The following is a 17470-nucleotide window of genomic DNA, read 5'->3' on the forward strand; positions in this document are numbered from 1 at the left end:
GCCCAGTTGACGGACACGTCGGGTCCCGCGAGCCGCACCTAAAGCGTATTACCGCAGCGTAGGCGTGTGATCAGGGACTCACGGTCTTGGCCGCAGGCGCTGCGCACGGTAGCGTCACGGCGACATTTCCACATAGCGACGACGGCGAGACGGAAGTCCGGTGTGAATCCGGCATGGTCGCGCCACTGTGTGCTGCGGCGGCATCTCCACGATGGCGACGCGGCGAGTCAGACCCGAGGACCGTCGTCCTGCACCACCGTATGGGACGCGTTGTTCCCCGAGGAGGTTCCATCATGGCCGAGGCAATCGCTTCCGCTGCCATATCCACCCCCGCCGCCGGCTCCCTGTCGGCTCCGCTGCCTGTGCGCGCGGTGCTGCCCTGGGCACTCTTCGTCGGTCTCCTGATGCTCGTCGCCCTGTACTTCGTCGGTGCCGAACAGGGCGCCACGGCCGTGTTCGCCGGTGAAGGCGTGCACGAGTGGGTGCACGACGGTCGTCATCTGCTCGGCTTCCCCTGCCACTGAGAGGCCACGCACATGTACGCCTCCACTGTCAGAGGACTACTGGTCCGCGGCATGCTCGCGGGCCTGATCGCCGGACTGTTCGCGTTCGCGGTCGCCTACGTGGTCGGTGAACCGCCGGTACGGGGTTCGATCGCCGTGGAAGAGGCCCAGGCCGCCAAGGACGCCGCGGGCGCCCCGAGCGCGCACGCCGGGCACGGTGGTGACGCCGCGTCGGGCGAGGCCGCGGAGGAGGAGGAAGAGCTGGTCAGCCGACCGGTTCAGTCGACCTTCGGCCTGGCGACCGGTGTTCTGGTCTACGGGGTCGCGCTCGGCGGCATCGCCTCGCTCGCGTTCTCGTTCGCCCTCGGCCGCGTCGGCGGGTTCAGCCCGCGGGCCACGGCCGCTCTCACCGGGGCGGGCGCGTTCGCCCTGGTCTACCTGGTGCCGTTCCTCAAGTACCCGGCCACCCCGCCGGCGGTCGGCAACCCGGACACGATCGGGCAGCGCACCACGCTGTTCTTCCTGATGATCCTGCTGAGCGTGCTGCTCGGCGTCGGCGCGATCATCCTCGGGCGGCGGCTGGCACCGCGCCTGGGCAACTGGAACGCGACGCTGGCCGCGGCGGGTGGCTTCATCGTCGCCACCGCCCTGGCGTTCGCGGTCCTGCCGGACAACAGCGACGCCGTCCAGCCCGGTTTCCCCGCGGCCCTGCTGTGGGAGTTCCGGGTCGCCTCGCTGGCCGTCCAGCTCGTCCTGTGGGCGGTGTTCGCCATCGTCTTCGGGGTCCTCGCCCAGCGGCTCCTGGCCGCGCGCGCCGAGGGCACGGAAGCGACGGCTCCGGCTCAGCAGGAGGCTCCCGCGCTCGGCTGACGCCGACCGTGGCGCCGATGCCCGGGCCCCGCCGACCCCCTTCGGGGACGGCGGGGCCCGGGCACATGTGCGTCCGGGCGCCCGCCCCGTGCGCCGGCCGCCCTACGATGAGCGCATGAGCGCAGGCAGACATCTCGCAGGTGCACACGGTGCGCAACCGGCGGGGGCGACGCCGGACGCGCCGGGGGCACCGGGTACCCAGGTCACACCGGAGCGGGGTGACCGGCTGGAGGCCGCCGCGTCCGTGCTGGCCCTGCTCGCCGACCGCACCCGCCTGGCGCTCATGGAACGCCTCGGCCGGGGCGAGGCCGATGTCACCACCCTCACCGAGGCCTGCGGAGCCGCCCGACCGTCCGTCAGCCAGCACCTCGCCAAGCTCCGCCTGGCGGGGCTGGTCACCACCCGCAAGGACGGCCGCCGGGTCGTCTACGCGCTGGGGCACGGTCATCTGCGGCGGCTGGTGGACGAGGCCCTGAACGTCGCCGACCACCAGCTCGGTTCCCTCCCGCCGCACGACTGACCGGCGCGCCGGCCGGAGCCGCCGATCGGACGGCCGGGTGCCGGGAGCTGTCCCGCGACGATCGCGGCGAGCGCGAGCCCGAAGCCCACGAGTTGGACCGGGCCGAGTGTCTGGCCGAGCAGGACGGCCCCGAGCAGCGCGGCGACCAACGGGGAGAGCAGCCCGAGCATCGCGGCGGAGGTGACGGGGAGCAGGCCGATGCCCTGGAACCACAGGACGAAGGTGGCCAGGCCGCAGACCAGGGAGAGCCACAGGTAGCCGAGGGCGGCGGTCGCGCCGATCGCGGGCGGCGGGCCTTCGGCGAGGAAGGTGACGGGGAGCAGGGTGACCATCAGCGGCATGGCCGCCGTCAGCGTGGCGGCCACGCCTCCGGGAAGGCGTTCGGCCGCGATGAAGAGCAGCGGGACAACAGTCCGATGTTCAGCGTGCCGAGCACCGCGCCCCTCCCCCACCAGGCTCCCCGGGGCGATCCCCGGGTGAACGCCAGGGCGATCAGGCCGGCGGGTAACGCCCGGAGCAGGCCCGCGAAGAGCGGGTGTGCGGGCGGCAGCAGCTCGGTGGTGACGATGTAGAAGGGTGCGCGGCAGGTTGCCACGGGCCGCCCGTGCGGCTGGACTTGTCATGACTCGGAGTCTCATCGGGCCCGATCGATGAGTCCAACACATGTTCTCGTGGGACCGGGCCTCGCCGTGGCCATGCTCCCCTCCGCCTACGCGCCCCGGCTGGCCGGTGTGGTGACCGTCGAGGTGACCGACGCGCCGGCCCGCGTCGAGTACGTCGTCTGGAGCCGCACCGGCCGCACCCCCGCGGCGACGGCCTTCCTCGCCGCCCTCGACGGCCACGTCCGCGCGTAGGTCGCGCCACCCGCCTGCGCACCCGTCCGTCCCGACCGGACCGGACGGCACAGGACAGGTGCACAGGTGCGCACATGTTGATTACGCTGGAGTGGACGTGCGCCATCGATCCGCCGACCAGGACGGGGACCGTGCTGTCCGTACTGCGCAACAGCGCCTATCGCCGCCTGTTCACCGCCCAGGTCGTCGCCCTGGTCGGGACCGGCCTCGCCACCGTCGCGCTGAGCCTGCTCGCGTACGAGCTCGCGGGCGAGGACGCCTCGGCGGTCCTCGGCACCGCCTTCGCGATCAAGATGATCGCCTACGTCACCATCGCCCCGGTGATCGGCGCGGTCGCCGACCGGATCCCGCGACGCGTCCTGATGACGGCCATGGACCTGATCCGCGCCGGTGCCGCGGCGGCCCTTCCGTTCGTCACCGAGATCTGGCAGATCCACGTCCTGATCTTTCTGCTCCAGGCGGCGTCGGCGGCGTTCACCCCCACCTTCCAGGCCACCGTCCCCGAGATCCTGCCGGCCGAACGCGACTACACCCGGGCCCTGTCGATGAGCCGGCTCGCCTACGACCTGGAGAGCCTCTTCAGTCCGGTCCTGGCCACGGCCCTGCTCACCCTGGTCTCGTACGACTGGCTGTTCGCCGGCACGACCGTCGGATTCCTCGCCTCCGCCGCGCTCGTCGTCGCCACGGCCCTGCCCGGACCCGCCCCGATCGAGCGCACCGGCGGTGTCCGCGCCGAAGCCCTCTTCGGCATCCGCCTCTTCGGGGCCACGCCCCGGCTGCGGGCCCTGCTCGCGCTCGACCTCGCGGTCGCCGCCGCCGGAGCCGTCGTCCTCGTCGACACCGTCTCCCTGGTACGCGGCCACCTCGACCGCCCGGCCGGTGCGGTCCCGCTCGCCCTCGGGGCGTACGGCGCCGGCTCCATGGTGACCGCGCTGCTCCTGCCCCGCCTCCTGCAACGCTTCACCGATCGTGCCGTGATGCTCCGCGCCGCCTTCGCCCTCCCACCGGCCTTGGCGGCCGGGGCCGCGCTCACCGCGACCGAGCCGCGCGCGTGGTCCTGGCCCGCGCTCCTGGCCGTCTGGGCCACGATCGGCGCCGCCTGCTCGGCCGTCCTGACTCCGGGGGGCCGGGTGATCCGCCGCTCCACCGCCGGCGCGGACCTGCCCGCCGCGTTCGCCGCCCGCTTCTCCCTCTCCCACGGCTGCTGGCTGCTCACCTACCCGCTGGCCGGCTGGCTCGCCGCCGGGGCGGGGCTGCCCCTGGCCGTCCTGGTCCTGGCCGCCGTCTGCCTGTGCGCCACCACGGCCGCGGCGGCGCTCTGGCCCGCCCGGGACCCGGACCGGCTGGACCACGTACATCCGGACCTGCCGCCCGGTCACCCGCACCTCGCCGACGCCCGCCCCGCCACGGGCGGTTGGCGACACGGGCACCACTACGTCATCGACCGGCACCACCACCGCTGGCCCGCGAGAACGGCCGGCCGCCCGCGTCCCGCGCGACGCCCTTCCCCATGAGCCCCACCGCCCGGTGTCCACGGGGGTGGTGGGGGCCCTCGGAGCAAAGATGACGGAAGGTGCCCCGACAGGATACGAAGACCCTCGTGAGTGAAAAGACCCAGGCGGCGACCGTCCGCGTGTTCATAGCGCTGGCCCCGCCCGACGAGGCGAAGGAAGAGCTGGAGAAGCGGCTGGAGCCGACCTACGCCGCGTACCCGCGCATGCGCTGGAACCGTATCGAGGACTGGCACATCACCCTGGCCTTCCTCGGCGAGCTCCCGGTCACCGCCGTCGACCTCCTGCGACCGCCGCTCGCGGAGCTCGCCGGGGCCCGGCGGCCGCTGCGGCTCGCGCTGCGCGGCGGCGGACACTTCGACGAGCGGGTCCTGTGGACGGGGATCGACGGGGACCTCGACGGACTGCACCTCCTCGCCGCCGACGTGCGCGCCGCGGTCACCGACTGCGGCATCCCCTTCCACGGCCGGCCGCTGCGCCCGCATCTGACGCTGGCGCGCTCCCGCCGCCACGACACGACCAGCGCGGTGGAGGCCGCCGACGGGCTCGACGGCTTCATCGGCCGCCCGTGGGAGACCCGTCGCCTCCACCTCGTCGGAAGCAACACCGGCCGCGGTCCCGGCCCCATCCACTACCGCGACATCCGGTCCTGGCCCTTCGAGGGCGACGGCTGACGCCGGCGCCCCTTCACCCCACAGCCTCCTCCCCGGGAGCCGCCCGGCCTCGTATCGCGGCGACGGGCGGACCGCCCCCGGGGCCCGTCGGTGGTCCGCCCGAGCCGAACACCCGCCGAAAGACCGGATGGAGTGGCATGAGGATGCTGATCAACTTGCCCTGGTTCGGCTCGGCCGCAGGCCAGGACCATCCTGGGGGCATCGAGGCCGGCAAACTCCCAGCATGAGTCCAGGAGACGTGCACTTCGGCGACCGAACTCATGCGTGGGATGGGCAGCTTCTTCAAGGGCTGCAACTGCACACGACAGGGCCGCTGTTCCCACCCCTACCTGATCCGCTACCGCGACGCGTCAGGTCGGCAACGCGAGGAGAAGGGCTACGGGACCCAGCAGGACGCCCTCGACCGCCTGACGAAGGTCTTCGCCACACAGCAGAACGCCTTCGACACGCTCAAGAAGGCGGCACTTCACCTGGCAGGCCATGATCACGGCCAAGCACGGGGCCCAGACCGCCGAGATGGTCGCGGACGCCCACGAGGCGTACGGCGACCGGGAAGGCCACAACTATGCTGATCACCTCTCGGACCTCGTGAACAACGAGTACGGCCGCCAGATGGGCGAGAAGATCGCCGCAGCCAACCCCGGGGCCTCGGAGTCCCAGCTCAGGGACGCGATCACCCGAGAGGCAAAGAATTACCTGACAAGTGGGAACTACGCCCGACCCAGTGACTTCAAGTAACCGGTTCCAGAAGGGAGATGTCGGATGAGGAGTGGCGTCCGTTTCCTGATCGGCTCACTGGTGGCCGTCCTACCGCTGGCGGTGTCCTGCACCGTGCAGACGGACGAGGACAGGGCGCGGCAGGTCGTCGGGTCCTGGAAGTCGCCGACCCTGGGCACGATCCAGTTCCTCAAGGACGGTGCGCTCGGGGAGATGAGCCTGCCTCCCAGCGTGTGTCACATGGAGGCGTGGTCAGCCGACACGAAGTTCACCGGTACCTGGCGACCCTGGCATCTGGACTCCGTCGGGCCGGCTACGGAGGTCACGTTGACGGCCGCCGCCGGTGGCCCGACGTGCGACCTGTTCTTCCTGTACTCCACGGATCAAGGTCAGGCACAGCTGGACATGGCCTATGCCCCGGAGGGTAGCGAGCCCTTCGTCCGGCAGTAGACCAGCAGACCGGTCATCGCGGAGAACCTGAGCCTCCGCACGAGGGGTCGTGCTCATCCCACCGAGGATGAGCTCGACCCCTCTTCGCACCCTGGCGCCGGTGGCCGCACGCGGTTCTCCGGCGCCCCGGCCGATGGCCGACCCCGCCCTCTCCGACTCTCTCGGTTCTGGACCTCCTGCCATCGCTCGCCTCCCGCTCTCTCCTCAGCCCCGAGAATCGCGCCGTCTGCCGTGGGAAGTTGTGGGAACGCCTGGTGGACATGGCGGCAACGGCGAGCTGGGCACGACGACCGGGGAAGATCCGTTCGCGGAGGGTAAGGGCCTGGGTGCCCCCCTAACCCGTCCGGTCCCGATCGCCCCCCAATTCTTCCCACTGCAGCCGCATGCGCCGAGCAACAACGCCCGAAGGCATTGAGACAGAACTGAGCTCAGGGGGACACTCCCGGACGCGGCAATGCGGGGTCCTCGGGGTTCGGCGGGCCTGCGTCCGCCTCGCGCGTTGGTGGTGGCGCACTGCGCATGGATGGACGGTCAACCTGTGGGGCAGGGATTCCGCCTGTCGCCGGCAGCTCTGCCCGAGCCCTGTGCCACGCCCGGGACCTCCGTCTGCCTGTCACTGCGGGGCGGGCTCCCCTACCGTCTCAGTGAGCGGCGCGCAGTCGGCATGTTGCCTGACCGGGCGTCACCGAAGTCAGCAAGAGGTCAGTATCAGTACCGCCGAAACGCGCTTGCAGGCACCGAGGACCGCCAAGATCGATATCCGAGAATATCCAGTCTGACCTGCAAAAACACTGCTCAGAGAGTCACCCGTTAACCTCGCCGGGAGATACGCATGAGGATGCTGATCAACAGTCCGCAGACCGTGGTCGCCGACGCCCTACGAGGGATGGCGGCCGCCCATCCCGAGCTGGACGTCGACGTGGAGCGGCGCGTCGTCGTACGGCGGGACGCGAAGGCCGGCGGGCGGGTCGGGGTGGTGTCCGGGGGCGGGTCCGGGCACGAGCCGCTGCACGCCGGGTTCGTGGGGCACGGGATGCTGTCGGCCGCGTGTCCCGGGGAGGTGTTCACCTCGCCGGTGCCCGACCAGATGGTGCGGGCGGCCGCGGCCGTGGACTCCGGCCAAGGGGTGCTGTTCGTCGTCAAGAACTACACCGGGGACGTGCTGAACTTCGAGATGGCCGCCGAACTCGCCGAGGAGGACGGCCTGCGGATCGAGCGCGTCCTGGTCGACGACGACGTCGCGGTGACCGACAGCCTGTTCACCGCCGGACGCCGCGGCACCGGGGCCACCCTCTTCGTCGAGAAGATCGCCGGGGCGGCCGCCGAGGAAGGAGCGCCGCTGGACCGGGTGGCCGCGCTCGCCCGACGGGTCGACGCGTGCTCGCGGAGTTTCGGGGTGGCGCTGAGCGCGTGCACCACGCCCGCGAAGGGCAGCCCGACCTTCGACCTGCCGGACGGGGAGCTGGAGTTGGGCATCGGCATCCACGGCGAACCGGGCCGGGAGCGGCGCCCGATGATGTCGGCGCGGGAGATCGCCGAGGTCGCCGTGGGCGCCGTACTGGAGGAGCTCGCGCAGATCGGGCCGGCCGACGGTCCGGTGCTGGCCCTCGTCAACGGGATGGGGGCGACCCCGCTGCTGGAGCTGTACGGCTTCCACGCGGAGGTGGTACGGGTGCTGGCCGATCGCGGTGTGCCGGTGGCTCGGGCGCTCGTCGGAAACTACGTCACCTCGCTGGACATGGCGGGGTGTTCGGTGACGCTGTGCCGGGCCGACGAGGAGCTGCTGCGGCTGTGGGACGCGCCCGTCCGCACAGCGGCCCTGCGTTGGGGTCTGTGAACGTATGGTGGCGGTGGGACCGGCCCGACGGGTGCGAGGCGAGGAGATCCGGTGCGTGACGCAGAGTTCTTCCGGCGCTGGATGGCGGCCGCAGCGACCGCGGTGGAGCGGGAGGCGGACCGGCTGACCGAGCTCGACTCCCCCATCGGGGACGCCGACCACGGGAGCAATCTGCTGCGGGGCTTCACGGCCGTGCGCGCCGCCCTGGAGGCCGAGCCGACGGACGCGGCGCCGGGCGCGGTGCTCCAGCTGGCCGGGAGGACGCTGATCTCCACGGTCGGCGGGGCGTCGGGTCCGCTGTACGGGACGCTGCTGCGGCGCACGGGCAAGGCGCTCGGGGAGTCCCCCGAGGTGTCCGACGAGGAGCTGCGCGCGGCCCTGTCCGAGGGGGTCGGGGCGGTGGCGCAGCTGGGCGGGGCGGCGCCGGGCGACAAGACGATGCTGGACGCGCTGCTGCCGGGGGTGGCCGCGCTGGCCACCTCGTACCGGGCGGCCGGGGTCGCGGCGGAGAACGGGGCGCTGGCGACGGTGCCGATGCGGGCGCGCAAGGGACGGGCCAGCTACCTGGGCGAGCGGAGCGTCGGCCACCAGGATCCGGGGGCGACCTCGTCGGCGCTGTTGCTGGGTGCGCTGGCGGACGTGGCGGAGCAGGCGGGTGCGCGGTGACGGCCGAGCGGCAGGGGCCCGGCTCCGCGCCCGACGCCGGCCCGGCCCTGGTCGGCATCGTGCTCGTGTCGCACAGCGCGCGGGTCGCGGAGGCGGTGGCCGAGCTGGCGCACGAACTGGCCGCCGGCGGACCCGTGGCTCCGGTGGCCGCGGCGGGCGGCACGGCCCTCGGCGGGCTCGGCACGAGCACGGAGCGGATCGTCGCGGCCGCCCGGGAGGTGGACCGCGGCGCCGGGGTGGGCCTGCTGGCCGACCTGGGCAGCTCGGTACTGACGGTGAAGGCCCTCCTGATGGAGGACGAACTCCCGCCGGGGTCGGCCCTGTTGGACGCGCCGTTCGTCGAGGGCGCGGTGGCCGCGGTGGTCACCGCGTCCACGGGAGCCCCCCTGGCCGCGGTCGCGGCGGCCGCCGCGGACGCGTACACCTACCGCAAGGCCTGACCCCGAACGGCGCTCCTAGAACGTGCCCTGGGGCCGGCCGCGGAGGGTTTCGATGTCGCGGCGCTCGCGCTTCGTCGGGCGGCCCGCTCCCCGGTCGCGGATGCCGACCACGGCGGCCTCCACGGGCGTGGGCGGCGGCGGGCTGTTGTCGATCAGGCACTCGGCGGCGACGGGGGCGCCGACCCGCTTGGACACGGGCCGCTTGACGACGACGATCCGCTCGCGCCCCGCGTGGAAGAGCCGTACCTCGTCCCCCGCGCGCACGGGCTGCGCCGGCTTGGCGCGCTCTCCGTTGACCTTCACGTGGCCCGCCCGGCAGGCGGTCGCCGCGATCGAGCGGGTCTTGGTCAGGCGCACGGACCAGATCCACGCGTCGACCCGTACCGTGCCCGTTCCCGTTCCCTCATCAGCCATGCCCCGACTCTAGCGAGCCCGGTGCGGTGGACCGGAACGAGTTTTGGCAGATGCGCCAAGAAGTATTGCATCTGCCATGGAGATCAGGCCAAGAGAATTGCAAATGCGCCACACGTACCCATACGTTGTCGCCCATGCAGTCCTACACCATCGGACAGGCGGCGCGTCTGCTGGGCGTCAGCCCGGACACCGCTCGCCGCTGGGCCGACGCCGGCCGGGTCGTGACCCATCGCGACGAAGGCGGTCGACGCCTGATCGACGGACGCGACCTGGCCGCCTTCTCCGTCGAGGTGGGCCAGGGCGCCCACCGCGAGGACGGGGAACCGTACACCTCGGCACGCAACGCCTTTCCCGGCATCGTCACGGCCGTCGAACTCGGCGACGTCGCCGCCAAGGTCGAGATCCAGGCAGGTCCCCACCGCCTGGTCTCGCTGCTCACCCGTGAGGCCGTCGAGGAGCTCGAGCTGGAGGTCGGCATGCAGGCCACCGCCCGCGTGAAGTCCACCAGCGTGCACATCGACCGCACCTGATCCGGACGGCGTGGCCGGCCGTCCACCCGCGGTCCCCCGCACCACCCGCTCAGCATCACCGAACGTCCCCACCCGCTCCGCCCGTCACCGGCGCGGGTCACCACCGCGCGGTACCGGCACCAGGCCGACCGCCGACCCGACCGAGGAGCATCTGCTCATGTCCCCGATCACGATCCGCCGTACCGCCGCCGCCGCGCTGACGGCCGCCCTGCTCGTGCCGCTGGCCGCGTGCGGCAAGAGCGACGACAAGAAGGCCGCCGCCGACCCCACCCCCGCGCCGAAGGCCGTGAACCTCACGGTGCTGGCCGCCTCCTCCCTCACCGACGTCTTCAAGACCGCGGGTGAGGAGTACCAGAAGACCCACCCCGGCACGAAGATCACCTTCTCCTTCGCCGGTTCGCAGGAGCTCGCGGCCCAGGTCAAGCAGGGCGCCCCGGCCGACGCGCTGGTCACCGCCGACACCAAGACCATGGACGGGCTGAAGGCCGAGACCGGCGACGCCACGATCATCGCCAAGAACCGCCTGGTCATCGCGGCCACCAAGGCCAACCCGTTCAAGATCGACGAGCTCAAGGACCTCGCCGACACCAAGATCAAGGTCGTGCTCGCCGCGCCCGAGGTCCCGGTCGGCCGCTACAGCAAGCAGATCCTCGACGCCCAGAAGATCGAGGTGAAGCCGGTCTCCCAGGAGCCCAACGTCCGTGCCGTGCTGAGCAAGGTCGAGCTCGGCGAGGCCGACGCCGGTCTCGTCTACAAGACCGACTCCGCCAAGTCCGGTGACAAGGTCGTCACCGTGGACATCCCGGACGACCAGAACGCCGTGGCCTCCTACCCGGCCGCCACGCTGAAGCAGTCCAAGAACGCCACGGACGCGGCCGCCTTCGTGGCCTGGCTGAGCACCCCCGAGGCGCAGAAGATCCTCCAGGACGCGGGCTTCCAGAAGGCGTAACCGCCGTACGACCCAAGCCCCTTGAGGGGCTGCCTGAACCGTGGGGGGACAGGCAGCCCCTCTCGGCGTTCACACGCCGGGGCCCCGGACCCACCACCCGCCACCCGCCACCGGGCGCCGGACGCCGGGCGCCGGCCACCCGCCGTCTACGCTTCTCCCGCATCCGACACCCGCAACCAGGAACCGTGATGAGCAGACTCCGCAGCCGCGCCGACACGCGCTCCGGCACGCGCGTCCGTACCCGTGCCCGTGCCCGCACACGGCCCCCGTTGGCCCTCGCGCTCCCCGCGCTGCTCGCCGTCGCGTTCCTGCTGCTCCCGCTCGTCGGCATCCTCGTCCGCACCCAGTGGGGCGAGCTCGGCGATCACCTCACCAGCCCCGGCGTGGTCGAGGCCCTGAAGCTCTCGCTGCTGGTGTCCCTGTGGGCCCTGGCCCTCTCGCTGCTCCTCGGCGTACCGCTGGCCTGGCTGCTGGCCCGCGTCGAGTTCAAGGGCAAGGCCCTGGTCCGCTCCCTCGTCCTGCTCCCGATGGTGCTGCCGCCGACCGTCGGCGGTGTCGCCCTGCTCCTCGGCTTCGGCCGCCGCGGGCTGCTCGGGCCCTGGCTGGAGGGCACATTCGGGATCACCCTCCCGTTCCACACCTCGGGCGCCGTCGTCGCGGCCACGTTCGTCGCCATGCCGTTCCTGGTGATCAGCCTCGAAGGCGCGCTCGGCGGTCTCAGGCAACGCTACGAGGAGACCGCCGCCTCGCTCGGCGCCTCGCCGGTCCGGGTGTTCTTCACCGTGACCCTGCCCATGGTCGCCCCCGGCCTGATCGCCGGTGCGGCGCTGACCTGGGCCCGCGCGCTGGGCGAGTTCGGGGCGACCATCACCTTCGCCGGGAACCTGCCCGGGACCACCCAGACCCTGCCGCTCCAGGTGTACCTGCTGCTGCAGGACAAGCCCGAGGCCGCCACCTCCGTCTCGCTGCTGCTCCTGGCGATCGCCATGGGTGTGCTGATCGCCCTGCGCGGACGCTGGACGGGCACCCCGGTGGCCCGCGAGGCCGCTCCGGCGCCGGTCCCCGAGGAGCCGCCCACCGAAGGCGCCCACACCGCCGGCAGCGCCCGCACCACCGGCGTCGACGGTGTCGCGCCGCCCCACGACGGCGGCCGCTGGCCCCTGCACGCCACCGTCACCGGCTTCAACGAGCTCACGCTCGACGCCGAGCCCGGCACCACCATCGCCGTGGTCGGCGAGAACGGCGCCGGCAAGACCACCCTGCTGCGCGCCCTCCTCGGCCTCACCCCGCGGGCCCACGCCGAACTGCGCCTCGGTGACACCGACGTCACCGCCCTGCCGCCGCACCGGCGCCAGGTGGCCTGGGTCCCGCAGGACGGGGCGCTGTTCCCGCACCTGACCGCCGTGGCCAACACCGCGTACGGGCTGCGCGCCCGCGGGGTGCCGCGCGCGCAGGCCCGGCGCGAGGCCCTGGCCTGGCTGGACCGGCTCGGCGTGCTGCACCTCGCCGATCGCAGGCCCGCCCAGCTCTCCGGCGGTCAGGCCCAACGGGTGGCGCTGGCCCGGGCGCTGGCGGCCCGCCCCCGGCTCCTCCTGCTGGACGAGCCGCTCGCCGCGCTCGACCAGACCACCCGGGCCCGCGTGCGGCACACCCTGCGTACCCATCTGGCCGGCTTCGGCGGGGTCTGCCTCATCGTCACCCACGATCCCGTCGAGGCCGTGTCGCTGGCGGACCGGGTCCTCGTACTGGCCGACGGCCGGGCCTTGCAGGACGCACCGCCCGCGGAGGTGACGCGGCACCCGCGGTCCCCGTGGGTGGCCCGCATGCTGGGCCGCAACGCCTGGCCGGGCACGGCGTCGGCCGACGGGCTCACCCTCGCGGCGGGCGGCCGGCTCGTGGTCGCCGAGGCGCTGCCCGAGGGCGCGAAGGCGCTGGCGATCATCGCTCCGGAGGCGGTCTCCGTGTACACGGACCGGCCGGGCGGCAGCCCCCGCAACGTCTGGCCGGGCACCGTACGGGAGATCACCGCGGTCGGCAGCCGGCTGCGGGTGCTGGTCGCCTCGGACACCGCTCCCGATCTGGTCGCCGAGATCACCCCCGACGCGGCGGCCGAACTGGGCCTCGTGGACGGCGCCTCGGTGTGGACGAGCGTGAAGGCCACCGAGGTCACACTGGTACGCCTCTGACGGCGCGGGGCCCAGGGCCCGATGGGGTCCGGTGGGGTCCGGATGTACGGGTGACCGGGTGACCGGGTGACCGGGTGACCGGGTGACCGGGTGACCGGGTGACCGGGTGACCGGCGGGCGTTCCGCCCGGCTCTCAGCCCGTGTCCTCCGGGCCCGCCAGTTCGAACTCGCACCACACGCACTTCCCGCCGCCCCGGGGCTCCACCCCCCACTCGTCCGCGAGCCGGTCCACCAGCATCAGCCCGCGCCCCGACACCGCCCAGTCGCCCGCCTCGCGCCGCCTGGGCAGGGCGCTGCTGCTGTCCTCCACCTCGATCCGGATCCGGCCCTGCGCCGTCAGCCGCATGCTGACGTGACCGCCGCCCTCCGTGTGGACCAAGGCGTTGGTCATCAGCTCGTCCGCCGCCAGTTCGATCTCGTCGGCCCGGTGCCGCGCGCCCCAGGCCGCCACCGCCGCCCGGATCAGGTGCCGGGCCAGCGCCGGGGCCTTCGTGTCGCCGGGCTCCAGCCGCTGCTGCAGCGGACCGCCGCCGCGCGCGGTCGGGGTGCCGCGGCGGCGCAGGACGAGCATCGCCATGTCGTCCCCGCCGCCCGAGTCGCCGACCAGGTCGCACAGCACGTCGGCGAGTTCCTCCACGTCGGTCGGGCCGCTGTGGACCGCGGCCAGCAGCTCCCGCATGCCGCTGTCCGAGTCGGCGCCCGGGCGGTCGATCAGGCCGTCGGTGCACAGCAGCAGGGTGTCCCCGGGGTGCAGTTCGAGGCTGGTGACGGGGTAGCCGGAGCCGGTTCCGGACTGCTCCCGGGGCGGCAGGCCGAGCGGCAGCCCGCCGGCCACCTGGACGCGGTGGACGCTGCCGTCGCCGCGCCGCACCACCGGGTCGAGGTGCCCGGCGCGGACCATTCGGGCCATCCCGGTGGTGAGGTCCACCTCGGCGTAGGTGCAGGTGGCGAAGCGTTCCGTCTCCAGCTCGCGCAGGAAGGCCGAGGCCCGGGCCATCGCGGCGCCCGGCGTGTGTCCCTCGACGATGTAGGCGCGCATCACGATGCGCAGCTGCCCCATGACGGCCGCCGCGTCCGTGTCGTGGCCCTCGACGTCGCCGATCATCACCCCGACCCGGCCCTCGCCGAGGGGGACCACGTCGTACCAGTCGCCGCCGATGTCCCGCCCCATCCGGGCGGACCGGTACCGTACGGCGATCCGCGCGCCCGGCACGTCCGGGATCCGGCGGGGCAGCATGGCGCGCTGGAGTCCCTCGGCCAGGTCGTGCTCCTGCTCGAAGAGGATGGCCCGCTGGAGGCTCTGCGCGACCCCGCTGCCGAGCGCCATCAGCAGGTTCCGTTCCTCGGCGGTGAACTCGCCCTCCCGTGTGTAGAGCAGCCCGAGCGCTCCGATGGGCCGTCCCTGGGCGATCAGCGGGAGGTAGACGCCGCTGCGGACGGACAGCGGCTCGATGTACGGCCACAGGTCCGGGTAGCGGTGCTGGAACTCCTCCCGGGAGACGAGGATGACCGACTGCATGGTGCGTACGGCCTCGCTCATCGGGAGTCGCGCGTCGATCCGCGTGTACTCGATCTCGGGCACGTACGAGCCGAGCTGCCCCTCCGCGACGAGGTGGATGCGGCCGCCGTCGACGACGCCCAGCATCACGCTGACCGCGCCGAGGTGTCCGAGGGCCTGCGGGTCCTTGAGGATGTCGGTCACGTCGTTGACGGTGCGGGCGTGGGCGAGGATGGCGGTCGTCCGCTCCACGACGCCGGTCATCCGGCGTCGCCCCTCGATCTCCTCGCCGCCGGCTCCGGGCTCGCCGGGGTCGTGGGCGGCGTCGCGGAGGATCCCGATGACGCGGTACGGGCGGCCGGACGGCTCCCGCAGGATGTGCCCCTGGATATGGGTCCAGGTCGGTGAACCGTCGCGGGCGCGGCTACGGACGTACGCCCCGTAGTGGCTCCGGCCGTCCTTGATCGCCTGCGCGACCCGGGTGTCGAGGCGGGCCTCCTCACCGGGCACCAAGCGGCTCCGGAGTCCGCCGGGGGTCCCGTCGTACTCGTCCGGGCGCAGGTCCAGCACCTCGAGGGCGGTGGGATCGAGATACATCCGTCCGCCGTCGAGGTCCCAGTCGAAGGTGCCCATGCGGTTGAGCGCGAGGCTGGTGTCCGGCCTCGCCGGCCAGCCGACGGCGGGGTTCTCTGCCCTACGGGCCATGCAGCCAGGGTCTCACTCCCGCCCGCCGGTGTCCCTGCGGGAGCCTCGGACACCCTCCGTGCCCGGCCCGGCCCGGCACGGCGCGAGTCGGGTCGGGTCATCGGGTCATCGGGCCGAAGCACCCGTGGGCCGGGCGGCTCAGTGCCGCGTGTCGTCCGCCAGGGCCGCGTCATGGACCAGCAGGGCGATCTGGACCCGGTTGTTGAGGTCGAGCCGGGTCAGGATCCGCGACACGTGGGTCTTCACGGTGGGCAGTGCCAGGTGGAGGTCCCGTCCGATCTCCGCGTTGGACAGGCCGCGCCCGACCGCCAGGGCCACCTCGCGTTCGCGCTCGGCCAGCAGCGTCAGCCGGGCACGGGCCGAGGTCGCCCTGGTTTCCTGGCCCGAGTCGCCCGCCACCTGGTCGATCAGCCGGCGGGTGACGGCCGGGGAGAGCACCGGGTCGCCGGCGGCCACCGTCCGGATGGCCGTCACGATCTCCTGCGGCGGGGTGTCCTTGAGGAGGAACCCGGCCGCTCCGGCCCGCAGCGCCCGCAGGACGTGCGCGTCGGTGTGGAAGGTGGTCAGGACCAGCACCTCCGGGGCACCGGGCAGTGCCCGGAGCCGCTCGGTGGCGGCCAGCCCGTCGACGCCGGGCATCCGGATGTCCATCAGGACCAGGTCGGGGGCGTGCGCGGCGACCAGCGCGGGCACCTCCGCCCCGTCGGCGGCCTCCGTGACCAGCTCGATGTCCGGAGCGCCGCCCAGCATCAGGCGCAGCCCGGCTCGGACGATCGCGTCGTCGTCGACCAGCAGGAGGCGGATCATCGGTGCCTCGTCCCCCGTCTCTCGTCTCGTCGTTCGTGCCCCGGGTCCCGGCCTGGCCCCCGGTCAGCCCTGCCAGGGTAGCCAGGCCCGTACCCGGAACCCTCCGTCGGCCGGTAGGGCCGTCAGTTTCCCGCCGGCCAGCCGGGCGCGTTCGGCCAGTCCGATCAGTCCCTGCCCACCGCCCTCGGCCGGCCCCGGGACCGCGCCGGCGGCCGGATCCGCTCCGGGCGGCCGGCTGTTGCGGACCTCCACCGTCAGCCCGTCGCCCGGGCCCCCGGTCACCCGCACCTCGGCCGCCGCACCGGGCGCGTGCTTGCGTACGTTGGTCAGCGCCTCCTGCACGATGCGGTACGCCGTACGCCCCACCAGGGCGGGTGGCGCGGCCCCTTCGGGCGGTCCGGCCGACTCGATCGGTCCGCCCGCGGCCCTGGCCTCGGCCACCAGACGGGGCAGGTCCGCCAGTTCCGGCTGCGGACGCTCGCCGCCCTCCGCGACCCCGGTACCCGGCCCCGTCCGCAGTACGCCGATCACCTCGCGCAGGTCGTGGAGCGCCAGATGGGCGCTCTCGCGCATCACCCCGGCGGCCCGCTCGATCTCCGCCCGCGGGGCGCCGGGATTGAACTCCAGGGCGCCCGCGTGCACGCTGAGCAGCGACAGCCGGTGGCCGAGTACGTCGTGCATCTCGCGGGCAATCTCCTCCCGCGCCTCCATCCGGGCCCGCTCGGCACGTGATTCCGCGTCCGCCTCGGCCAGCTCGGCGCGCTCGCGCAGCGAGGCGATGAGCTGCTGCCGGGACCGCCGGAACAGCCCCCAGCCGATGGCCCCGGCGATCAGGGCGAAGTAGGTCACCGCCGCGCCGGCTCGGTCCTCGGACATGTCGGGCAGCTGCCACAGGAAGAAGGGCAGCGGCCCGAAGGCCAATGCCGCCACCCAGGCCGTGGCCTTCCACGGCCGGGTCGCGGCCACCGTGAACACCGCCACCATCGCCGGACCGGTCAGGTAGTGCGCCACGCTGCCGGCCAGGAGCAGCCCCACGGCCGGCTGGACCGGCCACCGCCGGCGCAGCAGGACGGCCGCGCACCCCAGTCCGCCGACGACCTGGTCGGCGGCCCGCCAGACCGGGCCGAGGCTCTCCGCGACCGGGATGGACTGCGAGCTGACGGCGGCGAAACAGGCGGCGAAGAGGAACAGGGCCAGGTCTGCGGCCCAGTCCCGGCGGGTGCGGTGGATGCGGCGCATGGGGTGGGAATCTACGCGGGCGGGTACGGGAGCGGGCGGCCACGCCGCGTACCGAATACTTAAGTACGAGTGGGGGCCGCCCTAAGGCCGATGCCCCGCC

16 protein-coding genes and 3 pseudogenes are annotated in these 17470 nt (G+C 73.4%); 14 read left to right on the forward strand and 5 right to left on the reverse strand.

What is annotated here, in order from left to right; translation table 11 throughout:
• The first annotated feature begins 293 nt into the window (after positions 1-293).
• The 3 genes from OG624_RS05525 (at position 294) to OG624_RS05535 (ending at position 1893) form a co-directional block, all read left to right on the forward strand.
• Positions 294-524, forward strand: a complete 231-nt coding sequence (locus OG624_RS05525; RefSeq protein WP_030730185.1) for a CbtB domain-containing protein — start codon at positions 294-296, stop codon at positions 522-524.
• Positions 525-536: 12 nt separating this feature from the next.
• Entirely contained in the window at positions 537-1373 is an 837-nt protein-coding gene (locus OG624_RS05530) for a CbtA family protein (protein ID WP_078908903.1), read from the forward strand.
• 115 nt (positions 1374-1488) lie between these two features.
• Entirely contained in the window at positions 1489-1893 is a 405-nt protein-coding gene (locus OG624_RS05535) for an ArsR/SmtB family transcription factor (protein ID WP_161295183.1), read from the forward strand.
• On the opposite strand, the pseudogene OG624_RS05540 reads toward OG624_RS05535, so the two are convergent.
• A pseudogene (locus OG624_RS05540) lies at positions 1818-2488 on the reverse strand (EamA family transporter). The gene OG624_RS05535 and the pseudogene OG624_RS05540 overlap by 76 nt on opposite strands.
• A gap of 73 nt (positions 2489-2561) precedes the next feature.
• Between OG624_RS05540 and OG624_RS05545 the strand changes: the two are divergent.
• From OG624_RS05545 to OG624_RS05580, 8 genes and pseudogenes are all read left to right on the forward strand, one after another.
• Positions 2562-2747: pseudogene (locus tag OG624_RS05545) on the forward strand (LysR family transcriptional regulator); the annotation flags it as partial.
• 131 nt (positions 2748-2878) lie between these two features.
• The gene (locus OG624_RS05550) at positions 2879-4261 is read left to right on the forward strand and encodes an MFS transporter (protein ID WP_371589767.1); all 1383 of its coding nucleotides are present in this window, start codon (positions 2879-2881) and stop codon (positions 4259-4261) included.
• A gap of 86 nt (positions 4262-4347) precedes the next feature.
• The gene (gene thpR / locus OG624_RS05555) at positions 4348-4932 is read left to right on the forward strand and encodes an RNA 2',3'-cyclic phosphodiesterase (RefSeq protein ID WP_033214027.1); all 585 of its coding nucleotides are present in this window, start codon (positions 4348-4350) and stop codon (positions 4930-4932) included.
• A 471-nt stretch (positions 4933-5403) separates the two neighbouring features.
• Positions 5404-5670: pseudogene (locus OG624_RS05560) on the forward strand (DUF6973 domain-containing protein); the annotation flags it as partial.
• 24 nt (positions 5671-5694) lie between these two features.
• On the forward strand, positions 5695-6099 hold the full coding sequence (locus OG624_RS05565; RefSeq protein WP_266359527.1) for a hypothetical protein: 405 nt from the start codon (positions 5695-5697) through the stop codon (positions 6097-6099).
• Between the two features lie 832 nt (positions 6100-6931).
• Positions 6932-7936 carry a dihydroxyacetone kinase subunit DhaK gene (dhaK, locus tag OG624_RS05570; RefSeq protein ID WP_033214030.1) on the forward strand — a complete coding sequence of 335 codons (1005 nt, stop codon included), beginning with the start codon at positions 6932-6934 and terminating at the stop codon, positions 7934-7936.
• Between the two features lie 51 nt (positions 7937-7987).
• Complete coding sequence (gene dhaL / locus OG624_RS05575; protein ID WP_033214031.1) at positions 7988-8602, forward strand: dihydroxyacetone kinase subunit DhaL; 615 nt, start codon at positions 7988-7990, stop codon at positions 8600-8602.
• Entirely contained in the window at positions 8599-9042 is a 444-nt protein-coding gene (locus tag OG624_RS05580) for a PTS-dependent dihydroxyacetone kinase phosphotransferase subunit DhaM (protein WP_051762212.1), read from the forward strand. Before dhaL ends, OG624_RS05580 begins: the two co-directional genes overlap by 4 nt.
• Before the next feature lie 15 nt (positions 9043-9057).
• Here OG624_RS05580 and OG624_RS05585 read toward each other — a convergent pair whose 3' ends face one another.
• Positions 9058-9456, reverse strand: coding sequence for an RNA-binding S4 domain-containing protein (locus tag OG624_RS05585; RefSeq protein ID WP_033214032.1), 399 nt, complete (start codon positions 9454-9456; stop codon positions 9058-9060).
• A 134-nt stretch (positions 9457-9590) separates the two neighbouring features.
• On the opposite strand from OG624_RS05585, the gene OG624_RS05590 reads away from it, so the two are divergent.
• From OG624_RS05590 to OG624_RS05600, 3 genes are all read left to right on the forward strand, one after another.
• Positions 9591-9986 carry a TOBE domain-containing protein gene (locus OG624_RS05590; RefSeq protein WP_371639167.1) on the forward strand — a complete coding sequence of 132 codons (396 nt, stop codon included), beginning with the start codon at positions 9591-9593 and terminating at the stop codon, positions 9984-9986.
• A 157-nt stretch (positions 9987-10143) separates the two neighbouring features.
• On the forward strand, positions 10144-10935 hold the full coding sequence (gene modA, locus OG624_RS05595) for a molybdate ABC transporter substrate-binding protein (protein ID WP_033214034.1): 792 nt from the start codon (positions 10144-10146) through the stop codon (positions 10933-10935).
• Between the two features lie 188 nt (positions 10936-11123).
• A complete protein-coding gene (locus OG624_RS05600) occupies positions 11124-13121 on the forward strand; it encodes an ABC transporter permease (protein WP_051762214.1) in 1998 nt (665 codons plus the stop codon).
• A 133-nt stretch (positions 13122-13254) separates the two neighbouring features.
• Here OG624_RS05600 and OG624_RS05605 read toward each other — a convergent pair whose 3' ends face one another.
• The 3 genes from OG624_RS05605 to OG624_RS05615 all read right to left on the reverse strand — a co-directional run bounded on the left by OG624_RS05605 (position 13255) and on the right by OG624_RS05615 (position 17370).
• A complete protein-coding gene (locus OG624_RS05605) occupies positions 13255-15324 on the reverse strand; it encodes a SpoIIE family protein phosphatase (protein ID WP_033214035.1) in 2070 nt (689 codons plus the stop codon).
• Between the two features lie 138 nt (positions 15325-15462).
• A complete protein-coding gene (locus OG624_RS05610) occupies positions 15463-16131 on the reverse strand; it encodes a response regulator (protein ID WP_371639168.1) in 669 nt (222 codons plus the stop codon).
• Positions 16132-16194: 63 nt separating this feature from the next.
• Positions 16195-17370 carry a sensor histidine kinase gene (locus OG624_RS05615; protein ID WP_371639169.1) on the reverse strand — a complete coding sequence of 392 codons (1176 nt, stop codon included), beginning with the start codon at positions 17368-17370 and terminating at the stop codon, positions 16195-16197.
• Between the last annotated feature and the right edge of the window lie 100 nt (positions 17371-17470).

The sequence above is a fragment of the Streptomyces virginiae genome (assembly GCF_041432505.1).
GTDB lineage: Bacteria > Actinomycetota > Actinomycetes > Streptomycetales > Streptomycetaceae > Streptomyces > Streptomyces virginiae_A.

Coding starts and splice junctions, on each gene's coding strand:
- OG624_RS05525 (WP_030730185.1), top strand. CDS start 294: ATGGCCGAGGCAATCGCTTCCGCTGCCATATCCACCCCCGCCGCCGGC.
- OG624_RS05530 (WP_078908903.1), top strand. CDS start 537: ATGTACGCCTCCACTGTCAGAGGACTACTGGTCCGCGGCATGCTCGCG.
- OG624_RS05535 (WP_161295183.1), top strand. CDS start 1,489: ATGAGCGCAGGCAGACATCTCGCAGGTGCACACGGTGCGCAACCGGCG.
- OG624_RS05565 (WP_266359527.1), top strand. CDS start 5,695: ATGAGGAGTGGCGTCCGTTTCCTGATCGGCTCACTGGTGGCCGTCCTA.
- dhaK (WP_033214030.1), top strand. CDS start 6,932: ATGAGGATGCTGATCAACAGTCCGCAGACCGTGGTCGCCGACGCCCTA.
- OG624_RS05585 (WP_033214032.1), bottom strand. CDS start 9,456: ATGGCTGATGAGGGAACGGGAACGGGCACGGTACGGGTCGACGCGTGG.
- OG624_RS05590 (WP_371639167.1), top strand. CDS start 9,591: ATGCAGTCCTACACCATCGGACAGGCGGCGCGTCTGCTGGGCGTCAGC.
- modA (WP_033214034.1), top strand. CDS start 10,144: ATGTCCCCGATCACGATCCGCCGTACCGCCGCCGCCGCGCTGACGGCC.
- OG624_RS05600 (WP_051762214.1), top strand. CDS start 11,124: ATGAGCAGACTCCGCAGCCGCGCCGACACGCGCTCCGGCACGCGCGTC.
- OG624_RS05605 (WP_033214035.1), bottom strand. CDS start 15,324: ATGGCCCGTAGGGCAGAGAACCCCGCCGTCGGCTGGCCGGCGAGGCCG.
- OG624_RS05610 (WP_371639168.1), bottom strand. CDS start 16,131: ATGATCCGCCTCCTGCTGGTCGACGACGACGCGATCGTCCGAGCCGGG.
- OG624_RS05615 (WP_371639169.1), bottom strand. CDS start 17,370: ATGCGCCGCATCCACCGCACCCGCCGGGACTGGGCCGCAGACCTGGCC.